Annotated in this window: 13 protein-coding genes and 1 tRNA gene; 7 read left to right on the forward strand and 7 right to left on the reverse strand. The window is 63.9% G+C overall.

All coding sequences use genetic code 11. The annotated features are described in order from the left end of the window. Positions 1 to 4: 4 nt before the first annotated feature. A complete protein-coding gene (locus MEMAR_RS05055; RefSeq protein WP_011843873.1) occupies positions 5 to 673 on the forward strand; it encodes a flavodoxin family protein in 669 nt (222 codons plus the stop codon). On the opposite strand, the gene MEMAR_RS05060 is transcribed toward MEMAR_RS05055, so the two are convergent. Then, complete coding sequence (locus MEMAR_RS05060; RefSeq protein WP_011843874.1) at positions 670 to 4,089, reverse strand: HEAT repeat domain-containing protein; 3,420 nt, start codon at positions 4,087 to 4,089, stop codon at positions 670 to 672. The genes MEMAR_RS05055 and MEMAR_RS05060 overlap by 4 nt on opposite strands. Positions 4,090 to 4,306: 217 nt before the next feature. Between MEMAR_RS05060 and MEMAR_RS05065 the strand changes: the two genes are divergently transcribed. Then, the gene (locus MEMAR_RS05065) at positions 4,307 to 5,359 is read left to right on the forward strand and encodes a hypothetical protein (RefSeq protein WP_011843875.1); all 1,053 of its coding nucleotides are present in this window, start codon (positions 4,307 to 4,309) and stop codon (positions 5,357 to 5,359) included. 2 nt (positions 5,360 to 5,361) lie between these two features. Here MEMAR_RS05065 and MEMAR_RS05070 read toward each other — a convergent pair whose 3' ends face one another. The 3 genes from MEMAR_RS05070 to amrS form a co-directional block, all read right to left on the reverse strand. Then, positions 5,362 to 6,516 (reverse strand): glycosyltransferase family 4 protein, encoded by a 1,155-nt coding sequence (locus MEMAR_RS05070; protein WP_011843876.1) that lies wholly within the window; start codon positions 6,514 to 6,516, stop codon positions 5,362 to 5,364. 180 nt (positions 6,517 to 6,696) lie between these two features. Further along, complete coding sequence (locus MEMAR_RS05075; RefSeq protein ID WP_081432597.1) at positions 6,697 to 7,188, reverse strand: Mut7-C RNAse domain-containing protein; 492 nt, start codon at positions 7,186 to 7,188, stop codon at positions 6,697 to 6,699. Next, positions 7,169 to 8,182: an AmmeMemoRadiSam system radical SAM enzyme gene (gene amrS / locus MEMAR_RS05080; RefSeq protein WP_011843878.1), complete on the reverse strand. Its 1,014-nt coding sequence runs from the start codon at positions 8,180 to 8,182 to the stop codon at positions 7,169 to 7,171. Before amrS ends, MEMAR_RS05075 begins: the two co-directional genes overlap by 20 nt. A gap of 23 nt (positions 8,183 to 8,205) precedes the next feature. Between amrS and MEMAR_RS13095 the strand changes: the two genes are divergently transcribed. From MEMAR_RS13095 to nth, 4 genes are all read left to right on the forward strand, one after another. Further along, complete coding sequence (locus tag MEMAR_RS13095; protein ID WP_048063758.1) at positions 8,206 to 8,430, forward strand: hypothetical protein; 225 nt, start codon at positions 8,206 to 8,208, stop codon at positions 8,428 to 8,430. Then, positions 8,427 to 9,131 (forward strand): UMP kinase, encoded by a 705-nt coding sequence (gene pyrH, locus MEMAR_RS05090; RefSeq protein ID WP_011843880.1) that lies wholly within the window; start codon positions 8,427 to 8,429, stop codon positions 9,129 to 9,131. Before MEMAR_RS13095 ends, pyrH begins: the two co-directional genes overlap by 4 nt. A gap of 55 nt (positions 9,132 to 9,186) precedes the next feature. Further along, positions 9,187 to 9,261 (forward strand) — tRNA-Pro (locus MEMAR_RS05095). A gap of 6 nt (positions 9,262 to 9,267) precedes the next feature. Then, positions 9,268 to 9,924, forward strand: coding sequence for an endonuclease III (gene nth, locus MEMAR_RS05100; protein WP_011843881.1), 657 nt, complete (start codon positions 9,268 to 9,270; stop codon positions 9,922 to 9,924). 557 nt (positions 9,925 to 10,481) lie between these two features. On the opposite strand, the gene MEMAR_RS05105 is transcribed toward nth, so the two are convergent. From MEMAR_RS05105 to MEMAR_RS05115, 3 genes are all read right to left on the reverse strand, one after another. After that, complete coding sequence (locus MEMAR_RS05105) at positions 10,482 to 11,666, reverse strand: inorganic phosphate transporter (protein ID WP_011843882.1); 1,185 nt, start codon at positions 11,664 to 11,666, stop codon at positions 10,482 to 10,484. A gap of 5 nt (positions 11,667 to 11,671) precedes the next feature. Then, positions 11,672 to 12,301, reverse strand: a complete 630-nt coding sequence (locus tag MEMAR_RS05110) for a DUF47 domain-containing protein (protein WP_011843883.1) — start codon at positions 12,299 to 12,301, stop codon at positions 11,672 to 11,674. A gap of 178 nt (positions 12,302 to 12,479) precedes the next feature. Next, positions 12,480 to 12,788, reverse strand: a complete 309-nt coding sequence (locus MEMAR_RS05115; RefSeq protein ID WP_011843884.1) for a DUF1894 domain-containing protein — start codon at positions 12,786 to 12,788, stop codon at positions 12,480 to 12,482. Between the two features lie 244 nt (positions 12,789 to 13,032). On the opposite strand from MEMAR_RS05115, the gene MEMAR_RS05120 reads away from it, so the two are divergent. Beyond that, complete coding sequence (locus MEMAR_RS05120; RefSeq protein ID WP_011843885.1) at positions 13,033 to 15,669, forward strand: aminotransferase class V-fold PLP-dependent enzyme; 2,637 nt, start codon at positions 13,033 to 13,035, stop codon at positions 15,667 to 15,669. Positions 15,670 to 15,976 lie beyond the last annotated feature (307 nt).

A 15,976-nucleotide genomic window follows, 5' to 3' on the forward strand; every position in this document is an offset into this window, starting at 1 on the left:
TGAGATGAAGATACTTGGGATAAACGGAAGCCCCCGCGCCTCAAGGAGCCAGACGCTCCGGCTCGTCCAGGCCGTCCTCGACGGGGCGGAGAGCGCCGGGGCCGATGTGGAGCTCGTGGACGTCACGAAGCTCCGGATCGAGTACTGCAACGGGTGCCTGGTCTGCTGCGAGCGGGGCGAGTGCGTCAAGAACGACGATTTCGCCGAACTCTACCACAAGATGCTTGATTCCGACGGGATTGTCCTCGGGTCGCCCAACTACATCGACTCGGTCACCGCCCAGATAAAGACCATGCTCGACCGGATGGCGGACGCCATCCACTGCCAGATGTTCCTCGGGAAGTACGGGTGCGCCGTATCCACGGCGGGCGGTTCCGGGGCGGACGAGGTCGTGGCGTACCTGAATCAGGTTCTGCAGACCCTGGGCGCGAACACCGTGGGCGGCATCGGCGTGGTCCTCGGCGGAGACCCGGAGACGATCGTGCCTGCGGAGGGGAGGGCCTATGAGCTCGGGAGGAAACTCGCAAGAGCCATCGGGAAGAAGGAGACCTATCCCGATCAGGAGGAACTCCACGCCGCGATGTGTGATCGGATGCGGGCGCTGGTCACGGCAAACAGGGATCGCTGGCACCACGAGTACGACTACTGGAAGGAAGCCGGGCGGATACCCTAGGTCTTCTCCTTGACGCGGATCTCCTCGATGATCCGCTGCAGTCCTTCCCGGGCCTCCGGCTGCGGCTCCTCCCTGATCGCCAGGTCGAGAGCCGGGATAACCGCCCCGCCCATGTGGATCAGGCCCCATTCGGCCCGCTTTCTGACCACAAGCGCGTCGTCCTTGAGTGCCCGGACGAGCGGGGCGACGGCGTCCTCTCCCCCGATCCGGTTGATGGCCCGGACGGCGTTCGCCCGCACCTCTATCAACGGATCGGTGAGCGTCTCCGCAAGTACCGGGAGCGCGTCGGCGCCGACCCGTTCCACCTCGGCCCATCTCCCCTGCGCCATGAGGCAGAGCGTGAGTTCCGCACGGGTTTCCGGCTTCCAGCCGCCTGCTTCCAGCGCTTCGGCGACCCCCGCCCGGAACGTCTCGTCCCCCGAGCGGAGCGCGCCGACCAGGTGGCGGCGTATCGTATCGCCGGGATCTTTCAGGGCCTCGAGCGCGGCGTACCTGACCCGGTCGTCCACGTCGCTCAAGGCCTTGATGAGCGGTTCGAGGGCGCGAAGGTCTCCGATGTAGCCGAGCGAGCGCGCGGCGGCAACCTTGACTGCCTCGTCCCTGTCCTGCAGCGCCAGCGTCAGCGGTTCTATCGCCTGTTTGCTTCCCATGTACCCGAGCGCCTCCGCTACGGCTGCCCGGACCACGCTGTCGCGTTCGCTTTTGAGGGCTCCGCTCAGGGCTTCGATGGCCCGTGCGTCTCCGATATTGCCCAGGTTTCGGGCAGCAACGAGCCGGACGAACCGGTCGGGATCGTTCAGGGCGTCCGTGAGCGGTCCGAGTGCCGCTTCCCGCATCTCCCCGAGAACCCCGGCGGCGGCGCGTTGCATCTCCCGGTCATCGTCCTTGAGCACCCTGAGCAGCCCTTCGGCGGCCGGCTGCCCCATTGCGATAAGCCGGGTGGCAGCGGACGCCTGCACCTCCACCGATCTGTCATTGAGTGCAGTGATGAGCGTATTGATCTCTTCCCGGCCCTCCTGCCCGACGGCACTCTTCACGGAGACTTCTTTCTCCTCCCGGGCCCTGTTGCCGAAGGTGCTCTGCCACATGCTCGCCGCGCGCCGTCTCATGAGCGTGGTAGCCGCCTTTTCCCGGACCTCCCGGTCCTCGTCGCTCAGGGCATATGCCAGTGCCTCGTCCGCCCTTCCCGGCTCAATCCCCCCGAGGGCATCGACTGCTGCGAGGCGCCCTCCTTTACCTCCTTCGCGCAACACTGCCGCGAGCGGTTCGACTGCGAGGTTCCCGAATCCCCCGAGAACCCGGGCGGCAGTCACGCCGACTTCCCGTGCGGGATCCTCGAGATGCCTGATAAGGAGCGGTATCGACCGGGGGTTCCCGATGATCCCGATCGCCCTCGCTGCCGTCAACCGGACTACCGGCACCGGCTCCTCGAGTGCCGCTTCCAGCGGCTCAAGCACATCCGGCCCGAACGCCGCAACGGTCTCGGCCGCAACGGACCGGACTCCGGGGTAGTCGTCGCCGAAGAGGCGTATGAGCGCTTCGAGCGCACGCGTATCCCCGATTCGCCCGAGCGCGGCGGCAGCGGCACTGCGAACATCCTGCCCGGCGTCGCCGGTGAGCAGGATCAGCGCGTCGACGCCGTTCTCGTCGCCGATATCGCCGAGCCCCTCTGCGGCGGCGATACGGACAGCGTCGTGCGAGTCGGAGAGCGCGGCGACGAGAAACTCGACGGCCGGCGCCCCCAGGCTCCGCAACGCCGCAACCGCCGCCGCCCGGATCTCCGCGTCGTCGCTCTGCAGGGCATTGAGGTACCGTTCGAGCGACGCCTTCCCCGGTGCCTGCTCCGGCGGTTCCGGGGGTGCTACGGGGGCTTCCGGCAGCACCATCCGGCCCGGCTTCGCGGGAGCAGGTCCCTCCTTTTCTGTGCGCTCAGCCTCATCGGTCTCCTGCTCGTCGCCTGCGGGGGGGACGATCTCGTCCAGTGAAACCGGTTTCCTCGATTTCGATCGGCTCTTCTCGGTCCCCGCTTCGGCCTCCGGTCTCTCCTCCAGGAGTTTCTCGACCTCTTCGGCATCGTCCGGTTGTTGGGCGACAGGTTTCTCCTCCCCGCCTGCGGCGGGTTGCACCGCTTCCGCCCGTGCCGCCGGCGGAGGTCCGCGATGAGCCGGCCGGTCGGGTGGCCGGGAGACCGGTCCGAAGCGGTCTTCGATCCGCTTCCTGGCGGCAAGCCCCTCCCTGAGTTCCCGGTCGTAATCGGAAGACGCCGTCTGTACCGGTCTTGCCCGGGAGTTCTCCTCGTTGCGCGACCGGATGTAATCCAGCACGGCGGCTGCCTGCTCGCGGATTTCGGGGCTGTCGGAATTCATCGCCGCGTACAGTGCGTCGAGCGCGGGTTGTCCCAGTTGCCGCAGCGTCTCGCTCGCGCCGGTGCGGACACCCGAGTACTCGACCTCCAGCGCCCGGATGAGCGGCGGGATGGCCGCCCTCCCCATCCGGGCAAGTTCGTTCCACTGCTCCTTTGCGATCAGGTACCCCGCTCTCTCAAGATCGTTCTCCGGAATCCAGTCCAGCCGGTCCAGCGCCCAGGCCGCCTCCATCCGCACCGGATGGCAGGGGTCGTCGAGGGCTCCGACCAGGGCAGGTTTTCCCCGGTCGCTGCCTATCCCCCCGAGCGCCTCGGCAGCACGTACGCGGACGTCCACCTGCGGGTCTTCCATCGCCCTGACGAGTGCCGGGACGGCCCGGGAGTCACGGATCTTCCCGAGCGTTCGTGCCGACTCGCTCCGAATCCGGGGCTCCTTGCCGCCGAGGCCCTTGACGAGGATCGGGACGGCTGCCGCCTGGAGTTTTGCAAGTTCGGCCCAGTCTTCCAGGAGGAAGTAATACCACACCTTCTCGGAGGGGTCGTCGGGCACCCATCGCAGTGCGGCAAGCCCGACGGCGGCCTCTCTCCGGACCGAGTGGTTTTTGTCGCGGAATGCTTCGACGAGCGGTGGGATTGCTTTTTTGCCCGTTCCCCGGATCGCTATCACGGCGGCACGCCTGACCGCCGGCTGTTTATGGTGCAGCGCGAACTGCAGCGTCTCGGAGAGCGAATCGCCCTCCTCCGCGACTGCACGGGTGATGGCTGCCTGCAGGCCCGGGCTTGCCCGGAGGATCAGGGCGAGGAGCAGGGGGATGGAAGGAGCGCCGGCCGAAGCCAGCGCCCCGAGCATCCGTGCCCGCGAGACGCGGTTGGCATTCTCGAGTCTCTCGAGAAGGTCGGGGACGGCGGAGACCCCGAGGGCACAGAGAGCTCGCGCTGCATCGGCGCGGTTTCCGGCTTCTTCACCGTCCAGAACCGCAATCAGGCCGGGACAATCCTTCGTCTGCCGTAACCCCTCGATATTCGCTCGAAATTTATCAAAGAATGCCATGTCCTCGTATCGGTAGAGTGCGTGTCCGGGGTGCCGCCTGGCCGGATCTCTGTGTATTTAAATTATATTCGTTATTCGTTACCAATAAATGTTCCATTTCGTGTCTTGCGGCGTACCGTGGTTTCAAACGGGATCGGTTTGTTGTCTTCCGGCTTTCCTGCATCCCGCCCGGCCGATGCGAATCTTTATCGGTGCATGTCCGGTATACGGGGACCCTATGGTAAGGCTGGAGATCACCAGACTGCCGGGCATCATGCAGGAACTCGCGCCGGATATGGAGGAACTCGTAGGCCGGATATACTCCTGGTACGTCGAACCCGGACACCTGGTCTTCCCTGATCCGATGCTTGAATGGGTGCGGGAGAAGTACGGCGATATCGAGACGCAGCAGATCGTGAGGGTGACCAATAACCAGACCGGCGAGAGCACGCTTTTCAACTCCGTGCGGGCACGCCGGCCGGTGCTGACGCCCCGCGCCGAGGAGACGCGGGATCTCCGGGCGCTCTCGGGGGAGGGTCCGTTCGCAAACCCCCTCGAGGAGACGCCGGCCGATACGTTCGGGAGGATCGACGGCGATTACTGGGTTACAGCGAGCAATATCGCCAAGTACGATTACCTTCACGCCGTCATCATCGCGAAAGAGGACGACCCCTACGTCACCAGCGAACCGCAGGTCGCCGATATGATCAGCGTGGCCGTCCGGTGGTGCCAGGATGCGAACCGTACAAACCCCCGGGCGATCTACCCCTTCATCCTCTGGAACTTCCTCTGGCGTGCCGGGGCGAGCATCGTGCACAACCATGCCCAGGTGCTGCTCACCCACCTTCCGTATGCCGCTCCGGCACGGCTCGAGCGGGTCCGGGAGGAGTACCGGTGCCGCTACGGGAGCGAGTACTACGACGACCTCTTCACCGTTCATACCGCCGTCGGCCTCGGGCTCGTCTACAAAAACGCCCGTGTCATGGCGCACCTCACCCCGAGAAAGGAGCACGAGGTCGCGATCATCACGGAGTCGCCGCACGATCTCGCGGGGGCGCTCGCAAAGGTGCTCGAGTGTTACCGCAATATCGGGGTACAGAGTTACAACGCGGCGGTGTACATGCCCCCGCTCGGGGAAGAGGGACATTACGTCGCGTGGGTGGTCGACCGGGGAGACCTCCATTCCCGGACGTCGGATATCGGGGGGATGGAGGTCTATGCCGGGACGCCGGTCGTCTCGTCCGACCCGTTCCGCCTGATGGAGCACCTTACGGCCGCCATGCTGCCGTGATATCAGCAGGGGATCGTGTCGTGCTTCGCGAGGTTTTTGTAGACGCCTTCCATCCGCCCGGCGACACGGCTCCACGGGAACTCTTTCTTCACTTTGTCGAGCCCCTCCCTCCCCATGGCGAGCGCTTTTTCAGGTGAACCGGCCACCCGGGAGAGTCCGCGGGCGATCGAGTCCGGGTGCGGCCGCACCTTGACCCCGTCGGTCCCGTGCTCGATGTTCTCCGATAGTCCGCCGACGTCGGAGGCGACGACGCACCGGCCGGCGCTCCATGCTTCGAGGAGCACAAGCCCGAACGGCTCGTTTCTGCTCGGGATGGCGACGATATCGCTTGCGTTGAGGAGCGGCACGTATTCCGCGTCGGGCAGTCGTCCGAGGAACCGGACGGGAAGCGACCGGGCCCGGGTCTCGAGCCCCCGGCGCATCTGCCCGTCGCCGATGAACGCGAACTGGCCGTCGGCGTGCTCCCGGAGGAGAGCGGGAACTGCGTCCACCAGCATGTCGGGCCCTTTCTGCCACGCAAGCCGCCCGACGAAGAGTATCATCGGGGAGTCCGGGTCGAATCCGTAGCGTCGTTTTACCGCCTCCGGGTCGACGTCCGCCTGGTAGTGGCCGGGCACGATGCCGTTATGGACGACGTCGATCTTCCAGTCGGGGATCTCGTAGAGGCTCATGGCCTCCTGCCGGAGGGTCGAGGAGACCGCGGTGATATGCTTTGCAATCGATGCGCCGCAGCGTTCGATCCCGGATATCTCCGTAAACGGCCACCCGTTGCTGAACGTATTCCCGTTCCGGCCGAACTCCGTCGAGTGGTAGGTGAAGACGGTCTCCCTGTCGCGGAGTTTCTGGAGTGCGTCGACCACGTGCCAGTCGTGGAAGTGCAGGAGGTCGAACGACGGTGTGTCGAACTCGTGGAACCTCTCAAGCATCTTCCCGCTCATATCGGAGCAGTACCGGACGATGTCCTCTCCCGACGGCCGGCAGTAGTGGTACCGCACTCCGTTGATCTCGGTGTCTTTTCCCTCTCCCCGGGTGAAAAAATGCACCTCGTGGTTCTGTGCCAGCGTCTCGGCAAGATTTGACGCCGCGCTTGCGAGCCCGCCGACCCGTTCCGCATACAGCGACTCCCAGCAGAAAAATGCGATCTTCAGACTCTCCATGGTATTCCTCGTCTCTATCGTCTCTGCCGGCCGCCGGGGCTTACGGTCCCTCTTCAGCATCTGGATCTCTATCGGGCCGGCATGCAGTCCGAGCGCTTCATATCGCCTCCGAGATGATATATCTTTGGATTCTCAAAAAAACCCCAAAATGAGGTGTTTTGGGGGTTCCGATTCACCGGGTCAGGACGAGAAAGACTCTTTCAGGCGCCGCTCGAGGCGGTGGCCGTGCGACCCCATCCAGTAGAGTTTCCGGCACCTGGGGCACCAGGAGAACTCCTTCCCCCGGGTCGACCGCGGGGCGTAGCGTGCCTCCCGGATCTCCCGCAGGGTGGCCGGCCGGAGGCGGGTGTTGCAGAGGGAACAGCGGCTCATCCGGATCTCGGGCTCGATCAGCCCGAGGTCGGCGATCTGCCGTATCTGGGCCATGATCTCTTCCGACGCGATGTAGACGGCCTGCTCGCCGCCCCGCCGCGCGAGTTCGCGGTCGCGGGTCAGAAGAAGCCGGTCGTCCCGGCCGGCGATCTCGAGGAGGAGGGTGTCTTCCCGGGAACTCCCCGGGGAGAGGCTGTTTGCGCTCATGGTGTCGTAGCCCATGAACCGGAGGTAGCGGGTGAGCGTCCCGAGCATCCGGTCGGTCAGGAATCTCTGCCGTTCACCGGATCTCCGAGACATACTCGATGCGCCCGCCGCATTCGGTGCAGGTCTGCTCCTCGAGCCCCCGTATCCTGACTGCGTAGCCCGACCGCTCGATGACGGGGCTGCCGCAGGAGGGGCAGTAGGTGCTCTCGTAGGGGTGCCCCCCGACGTTGCCGAGATATGGGTAATGAACCCCGAGTTCTTTTGCACGCTCGTAGATCTTCTCAAGAGCCCTGATCTCGGTCGGCCTCGCGTCGAGCATCTTGTAGTCGGGGTGGAACCGGGTGAAGTGCATCGGGGTGTCGGGGCCGAGGTTCTCGAGCACCCACCGGATAAGCGTCTCCATCTCTTCCATCGAGTCGTTCTGTCCCGGGATGACCAGCGTGACCGTCTCGACGTGCATCCCGAGTTCCTTTGCAAGCGCCGTCGCGTCGAGGACCGGCTGCAGCCGCCCCCCGCAGACCTTCCGGTAGAAGGTGTCGGAGAACGATTTGATGTCGACGCGGAAGGCGTTGAGCATTCCCGCGAGTTCGTGCAGTCCCTCTTCGGTGATGTAGCCGTTCGTGACGTAGACCGTTCCGAGACCTTTTTGCCGCGCCAGCGTCCCCATCGCGAGCGGGTATTCGTGCCAGATGGCGGGTTCGTTGTAGGTCCAGGCGATGCTTGCGGATCCCGACCGGATCGCCCGTTCCACGCCCTGCTCCGGGCTGATGTCCCTGAGCGATTCCATCTCCAGTGTCTGCTGGGAGATTTGCCAGTTCTGGCAGTGCGCGCAGTGGAAGTTGCACCCGATGGTGCCGAGCGAGTAGGAGAGCGTTCCGGGCAGGAAGTGGTAGAGCGGCTTCTTCTCGATGGGATCGACCGCTTCGGCGATGACCTTGCCGAAGGTGGCGGCATAGAGCGTGCCGCCGCGGTTGATCCGGACGCCGCAGACTCCCTGTCTCCCCTCCTTGATGGTGCACCGGTGAGCGCAGAGCGAGCAGCGGACGGTGTCGTCCTCCAGTTTCCGGTAGAGTCGCGCCTCGTGCATACGATCACCGCGTGAGGGGAACCATGATAGTTATTGCGGGCGGGTTACCGGCTGCCCTGCTCCTCGTCTTCTTCTTCATCGTACTCGACGACAAGCGCCCCACGGTAGCCGCAACGCTTGCACTGGTAGACACAGCCGGTATATCCTCCGGTAACCGCCCAGACATCCGTAGAGTTGCATGCGGGGCAGTGCAGCATCTTCACAACAGGTATATGAGTGATATTGAGGATAATAATAGGGTGGGATGAAGAAGATCGTAATTTCTCTGGGCGGCTCGGTTCTGGTTCCTTCGCTTGAATCGAACAATATCGATCGGTATGTTTCTGTTCTGAAGAAGATCTCCGGTACGTGCCGCATTTTCGTCGTCGTCGGCGGCGGCGGGGAGGCACGCCGGTATATCGGGGTCGCCCGCAGTCTCGGCGCCGGGGAGGCGGCGGCGGACGAGCTCGGCATCATGGTGACCCGGCTGAACGCGCGTCTTCTCATCGCCGGACTCGGGGATGCGGCCTATCCGCGCGTTGCGGAGAACTACACGGAGGCGCAGGAGTTCGCGCAGGCCGGCAAGATCGTCGTCATGGGCGGGATAACGCCCGCGCAGACGACCGATGCGGTATCCGCGGTTCTCGCCGAGAGCGTCGGTGCCGCCCTCCTCATCAACGCCACGTCGGTGAACGGGATCTACAGCGCCGACCCGAAGAAGGATGCCGGTGCGGTGAGGCACGAGCGCCTCACGCCGCGTGAGCTCCTGGATATCATCACCGGGAGCCGGATGGATGCGGGCGCGAACACGGTGCTCGACATCGTGGCCGGGAAGGTGATCGAGCGGTCCGGCATCCCGCTCCTGGTGCTCGACGGCCGCGACCCGGAGAACCTCTACCGGGCGATCGTGGAGGGTGTATGCGTCGGCACCGTCGTCTGCGAAGAGGGTTCGACCCCTCTGCCGTCCTGAATCTTTCCTTCATCGGCAACTATTTTTGCCTGGGTTCCCAACGTATGCAGGTACAGGGGCAGTAGGGTAGCCTGGTCCATCCTAGAGCGTTTGGGACGCTTTGACGGCAGTTCGAATCTGCCCTGCCCCATCAGTCATGAACCGCACGACCGCCTGCGAGGTCTACCGCCGTCTTCTCGAGCACTATCCCGTCGTCGACGGCAGGCGCCATTTTCTCGAGTTTCATAACCCCTTCGAGACGCTGATCCTCACCATCCTCTCGGCGCAGACGACCGACCGTGCCGTGAACGCCGTCCGCGACGATCTCTTCTCCCGCTACCCGACGCCGGAGGCGCTCGCCCGCGCGGAGCCGGAGGAGGTGGAGCCGCTGATCAGGACGATCGGGTTTCACCACGCCAAAGCCCGCTACATCGTCGGGGCGGCAAGAAAACTCGTCGCCGAGTTCGGCGGCGAGGTTCCGCGGACGATGGAGGAACTCCAGACGCTGCCCGGTGTCGGGAGGAAGACCGCAAACATCGTCCTCTCCCACGCGTTCGATATCAACGTCGGGATCGCGGTCGACACCCACGTCCGCCGGGTCTCGAAGAGGCTCGGGTTCACCGACAGCACGAACCCCGATATCATCGAGCGCGATCTCGTCGCTCTCTTCCCCGAGGAGGTCTGGCGGGACATCAACTACCTCCTGATCCGCCACGGGCGCGCCGTCTGCACGGCAAAGAACCCGAAGCACGAGGTCTGTGTCGTCGCGGGGCTTTGCCGGTATTACCGGGAGTTCTCGGGCGGGGAGGAGTAGGGCGGGCTATTCCGGCTCGCCTTCGTGCCCTGAAGTGTTGTTCTCCGGGACTCCTGCAAAGCCCATCTACGGATTACAGGGGGTTGTGAAGCCCGGACTGGACATGCCCCTCCTGCGCTAGTTCTGATATGACAGTGCAAATCGGAGCCAGGTGCTACCTCAACTTTCGGAAATGCGTCATGAGGAGCCTGTCCCTATACACGACTTTCTAGAGGATATCGCCACGCACTGCCCCCGCCCCCTGGGGCGGGGGAGGAGGCCGAAGGCCGGGTGGGGTGGGGTCACAGATGTCCGATTACAAGGTAGAGACAGGGGAGGGGGGTTGCACCCCCCTCCCCGTCAGCCCCTCCCCCAATGGCGATACCCCCACGGTCCAGTGTACTGGCCTCCTCATAGTTATGATGCGTTTTCGAAAGTTGAACCCGAAATCCGTAGATGGCCTTACGCAACTGCCGCACAGCCCTATGCGAACCCGCCGGAGATCGACCCGCGATCGTCAACCCTCACAGAGTTCGATTAAAAGGGAGTTTGGGCGACCGGACAGAGAGCCCGTTTATTCAAAAACCCCCGCCGACCAGCGCCCGCGCGGCAAGATAACACCCTCCGGCCACGATCGCCGCCGCCGGGAGCGTCAGGATCCATGCGACGAGGATCTCCCGGACAACGCCCCACTTGACCGCCGAATAGCCGCGGGTCGCGCCGACGCCCATGATCGCGCCGGTCGCCGCGTGGGTCGTCGAGACCGGGACGCCGAACGCTGTCATCAGCGAGAGGACGCTTCCGGCGGCGGTCGACGCAGCAAACCCCTGGTAGGGCCGGATTCTCGTGATCCGGTTGGCCATCTTGTCGATGACGCGCCACCCGCCGAGGAGGGTTCCGAGCGATATGGCAAGCGACGATGTGAGGATGACCCAGAGCGGGACGGAGAACTCGGCGATCAGGCCGCCGGCAAGGAGCATCGCGGTGATGATGCCCATCGCGTTCTGGGCGTCGTTGCTGCCGTGGCCGATGGCCTGCAGCGAGCCCGAAAAGATCTGGAGGTTCTTGAATGTACGGGAGAGGCGCCGGGGAGGATGGTTGCGGAAGATCCAGGTGACGAGGGTGGCGAGGGCGAACGCGGAGAGGAATCCAAGCGTGGGGGAGATGACGATGAAGATTACGACCGCGAGGATGCCGCTGATCTTCAAAAAGCCGGCTATGATGGCGAGCGGAATTGCCATGGTCACCCCGATGAGCCCGCCGAGGAGGAGGTTCCACGGCTTGAAGTCGCCTCTATGGTGTGCAACAACGCCCGTGACAATCGCGCCGAGGATCGCGCCTACGAGCCCGTAGAAGATGGTCTGCTCAATGAGCACGAGCGACGGCCAGAGGACCGCGCCCGTTCCCGCGGCTGCAATCCCGGCGCCGAGAAGCCCCCCGATCAGGGCATGGCTGCTCGAGACCGGGATCCCGAAGAACGAGGTCATGAAGACCCAGAGAACCGCGCCGACCATGCCCATGAGGATCAGCATCGGCGTGAGGGAAACGGGATCGACGATCCCCCTCCCGATGGTTGCCGCAATTGCCGTGGTGAAGAGCAGGGGGCCGAGGAGGTTGAAGACCCCGGCCAGGAGCACCGCCTGCAGGGGTGTTAGCGCCTTTGTCGCGACGATGGTAGCGATCGAGTTTGCGGCGTCGTTCAAGCCGTTTGCAAAATTAAAGAGTAAGGCCAGAAGAATGCCGAGAACGATGATCGGATCCATGGCGGTCAGGAGTGTCTGATGGCTATGTCGCTCAAGACATTCGCGACGTCCTCGCACTTGTCGGTCGCCATCTCAAGGTTCTCGTAGATGTCCTTGAGTTTGATGATGGTGATGGCATCCTCCGTTTTGAAGAGATCCATGATGGCATGGCCAAGGACGTTGTCCGCGACGTTCTCCAGGCGGTTCACCTCGATGCACCGCTCCTCGATCAACCCCGGGTTCTTGATCGTCCGGATGCCGGCCACGGCCTTCTCGATCTCGACGACGCTCAGCCGGATTAGTTTTGCCAGCTGGATCATCGAGTCGTCGGTCTCGGTGATGCCGTAACTGTACATCTGCTGCGCGGTGCCGTCGATGTAGTCGAGGATGTCGTCGAGCGCCGATGCAAGGCGGGAGATCTCTTCCGGCTCGAGCGGCGTGATGAACGTCCGGTTCAGCTGCTCGTAGATCTCATGCGAGATCTCGTCTCCCTGATGCTCGATCTGTTTCATCCGGTGACACTGCTCTTTCACGTTCTCGAAGTTCTCGACAAGTTCGACGAGCAGATCGGCTGCGGAGACGACCGTCTGGGCCATCCTGTCGAAAAGGTCAAAAAATGCCTTGTCCTGAGGGATTACCCATTCCTTAATGCCCACAATGATCTTTATAGCGTTTTTCAGTCAGGGACTATATAGCGATCGGTCAGGCCGCATGGGTACGGTAAAATGGGGTTGATATATATGCAGAGCCCCGCAACGTGCGCATCTCTTATCCCTGCCTATTCCGGCGCAGCCCGCCCGGTTCCCCCCTCAGGACTCCGGGCCGGAGTTGCTCTTACCCGGAGACCTTCGTGAGATTGCTGCGGATGAAGTCGAGGTCGGTTTCCTTTGCCGCGATCTCATACAGGATAGTCCCATAACCTGGGCAGGGTTTCGTGAACGGCAGCAGGATCTTCCCTTTCTTGATCTGGAGGCCGACGAGCATCGGGGACTTCAGGAGCATCCGGATCTCTTTGAAGACGAAGTCCGGCGGCATCTCGTAGTATTCTCTGCAGTGCTTTCGCACGTAGTCGTTCACCTGTTCCGATGTCGCTTCCTTGAGGATCACCCGTCCACCGAGGTTGTTTACGCAACGTGATGCCATGGGAGTAATGTTCGCATTAAAACGAATAAATGTTGCGCCGTATCCCCTCTCCTATCCGCGTGCCGGGGAGGGGAAAGGTCATCGTCTGCAGTCTTCTTCCTGGCCGCGGTCTTCCTCCTGGTCGTTCTCGGAACCGGTCTCGGGCTGCTGATCAGGCGTCAGTGAGGCGTCCAGAGCCCGTTTTTCCTGCGGTATTTCATCACCGGTTCACTTAATGTCCTGCCGCAACCAAATACTCCTTTAAGTGAAGCGCGAACCGGCAGTAAAGAAAGTCCTCTACTGGTGCGACCAGTGCAACGTCCCCCTTATCGGGCGCACCTGCGCCTGCGGAGCGAGAGTCAGGGAGATACCGCTCCTGCAGCCGCACGATCTCCGGCCCGCCCTCGCGGCGGATATGGCCCTCATCCGGGGTCTTCTGACCGAACGGTTCGGCAACGTCCCGTTGCCCCGCGTCGTGCTCCTGAACAAGACCGGCGGCGTCGACCGGGCGGACCTCGTGATCGCCCACGGCGACCGGCTCGGCTGGCTCACGTTCGACCCGATCGCGCGGAAGTTCAGCCTCGATATCGCTCCCGAAGCGCTCCCGCACATCCTGCCGCACGTGACGCGCGGCATCATCGACCTGGAGGCCGAGCCCGCGGTGAGCGCCCATAAGGGCCGCATCGGCGGGAAACAGTTCCCGCTCGCGGCTCCGGTGCCGGACGGGACGGCCATCGTCTCCTACAAAAACCGGTTCGGCACGGGCATCGTCAGGGACGGGCAGGTCCGGGTGAAGGAGCTCGTCCCCGTCGAGCCCCGCAGCCGGCCCGACCCGGGCTGGGACGAGGTGATCGAGAAGAACCGCTACCACTTGAAAAACCTCGAACGGAACGCCGTCCGTACCATCAAAAAACACATGAACGACCGGCCGTGCGTGAATGTCTCGTTCTCCGGCGGCAAGGACAGCACCGCCGTTCTCCATCTCGCGCGGAAGGCGGGGGTGGAGAAGGCGTTCTTCATCGATACCGGGCTCGAGCTCCCCGAGACGGTGGAGTTCGCGGCGTCGCAGGGCGTCGAGATCATCAAAAAAGGCGGCGACTTCTTCCAGGCGGTCGAGAAGGCGGGACCGCCGGGGAAAGATCATCGCTGGTGCTGCAAACTCCTGAAACTGCAGCCGTTGAAGATCTATCTCGCCGGGCTCGGTCCCTGCGTCACCATCCAGGGGAACCGGTGGTACGAATCCCGGAACCGTTCCGACCTCGATGAGACGAGCCAGAACCCGGCAAATCCCCTGCAGTTGAACGTCTCGCCGATCCGGAACTGGCGGGCGCTCGAGGTCTTCCTCTACCTCTGGTGGCGCGAGGCTCCCATGAACCCGCTCTACGAGATGGGGCTCGAACGGGTGGGCTGCTACCTCTGCCCGGCGGTGCTCGAGAGCGAGTACGAAGGGCTCCGGGAGATGCACCCGGAACTGACGGATCGCTGGGACGAATTCCTTATCCGTTGGGCGGAGAAAAACGGGTTGCCGGACGCCTACCACCAGTGGGGGCTCTGGCGATGGCGGGCGCTGCCCCCGAAGATGCGCGAGGTCTGCAGGGACCGGGGCATCGGCGTCAACGACGACTTTACCCTGCGGGAAGCCCCAAAGAGCGTGAAAAAGGTGGCAACTATGAAGAGTACGGGTACCCGTGAGCCGGCACCGCCGGCAGAGAACGAGTCCGTCCCGGACGAGATCCGCAAGGACTTCCCGATCCTCGGCGATATCGTTTATCTCGACAACGCAGCGACGACCTTCTCGCCGGAGCCGGTGGTGGAGGCGCTCGTCGAGTTCGAACACCGATACCGGGCGAACGTCGGCCGGGGCGTCCACCGGTTGACCCGGATCGCGACGCAGCGCTACTGGCACGCCCACGAGAAGGTGGCCCGGTTCATCGGCGGGGAGGCGGGGGTGACGGTCTTTACGAAGAACGCCACCGACGCGATCAACATGGTCGCGCAGGGGCTCTCCTGGAATCCGGGCGACCGCGTGGCGACCACCATCCTCGAGCACCACTCGAACCTTCTCCCCTGGCGGGCACTTGCAAAACAGGGCGTCGCGCTCGACGTGATCGGGATCGACGCCGACTACTCGCTCGACCTTGCCGCGCTCGAGGAGACTCTGGCCGGAGGCGGTGTCCGGCTCGTTACCGTCACCCACGCCTCGAACGTCCTTGGCGTGACGACGCCGGTCCCCGAGATTTCCCGGCTCTGCCGGGAGCACGGCGCCCTCCTCCTGGTGGACGGGGCGCAGTCGCTCCCGCACATGCCGGTGAACGTCGCGGATCTCGGCTGCGACTTCCTCTGCTTTGCGGGGCACAAGATGTTCGGCCCGACCGGCACCGGCGTCCTCTGGATGCGGGATCTCCTCATCGAGCCTGCGATGCTCGGCGGCGGCATGGTCGTGAGCGTGACCGCCGAAGGCTACGTCCCGGCGGAGGGCTACCAGCGCTACGAGGCCGGGACGCCGAACGTCGGCGGCGGGATCGGGCTCGGGGTCGCCGTGGACTACCTCTCGGCGATCGGGATGGAGAAGATCCACCGGCACGAGGAGCGCCTGACAGCCCGGCTGATCGAGGGGCTCTCCGGGATAGACGGGGTCACGGTCTATGCGGGCCGGCAACCGGGTGCCCGGATAGGGATCGTCTCGTTCACCATCGACGGCGTCCACCCGCAGGAGGCGGCGCAGATGCTCGATGAGGATGCGGATATCCTGGTGCGCTCGGGGCACCACTGCTGCCAGCCGCTGATGGAGCATCTGGACCTCCCGGAGGGGACGGTGCGGGCGAGCATGGCGGCCTTCACGACGGAGCAGGAGATCGATCTTCTGATTGCGGCCGTCGACGAGATCGGCCGGGGGCGGTAGAGCCGTCTCCCTCAATCCTCTAACCCCATTCGGCGTTTGGCTCTTCCAGGCTCAGGGTTTCCACATCTCCAGTCTACTCTTGGAATCTGCTCTTCGGTTGCACTTAGCACGGATTTCGAGGGACTATCGCCGTAGGGGGAAGGGGCTGACGGGGAGGGGGGAGCATCCCCCCTCCCCTGTCCCCACCCCCCTGTGTTGCGATACCCCCACGGTCCACTACATGGGCAAGTTTGGGAAAATCAAGTCTGAAAGCCCTATCTTATCGGTGGCAGGAAACCCCCAGGTCTGGACACGACTGGGAATTCTC

The sequence above is a fragment of the Methanoculleus marisnigri JR1 genome, from assembly GCF_000015825.1.
Classification (GTDB): domain Archaea; phylum Halobacteriota; class Methanomicrobia; order Methanomicrobiales; family Methanoculleaceae; genus Methanoculleus; species Methanoculleus marisnigri.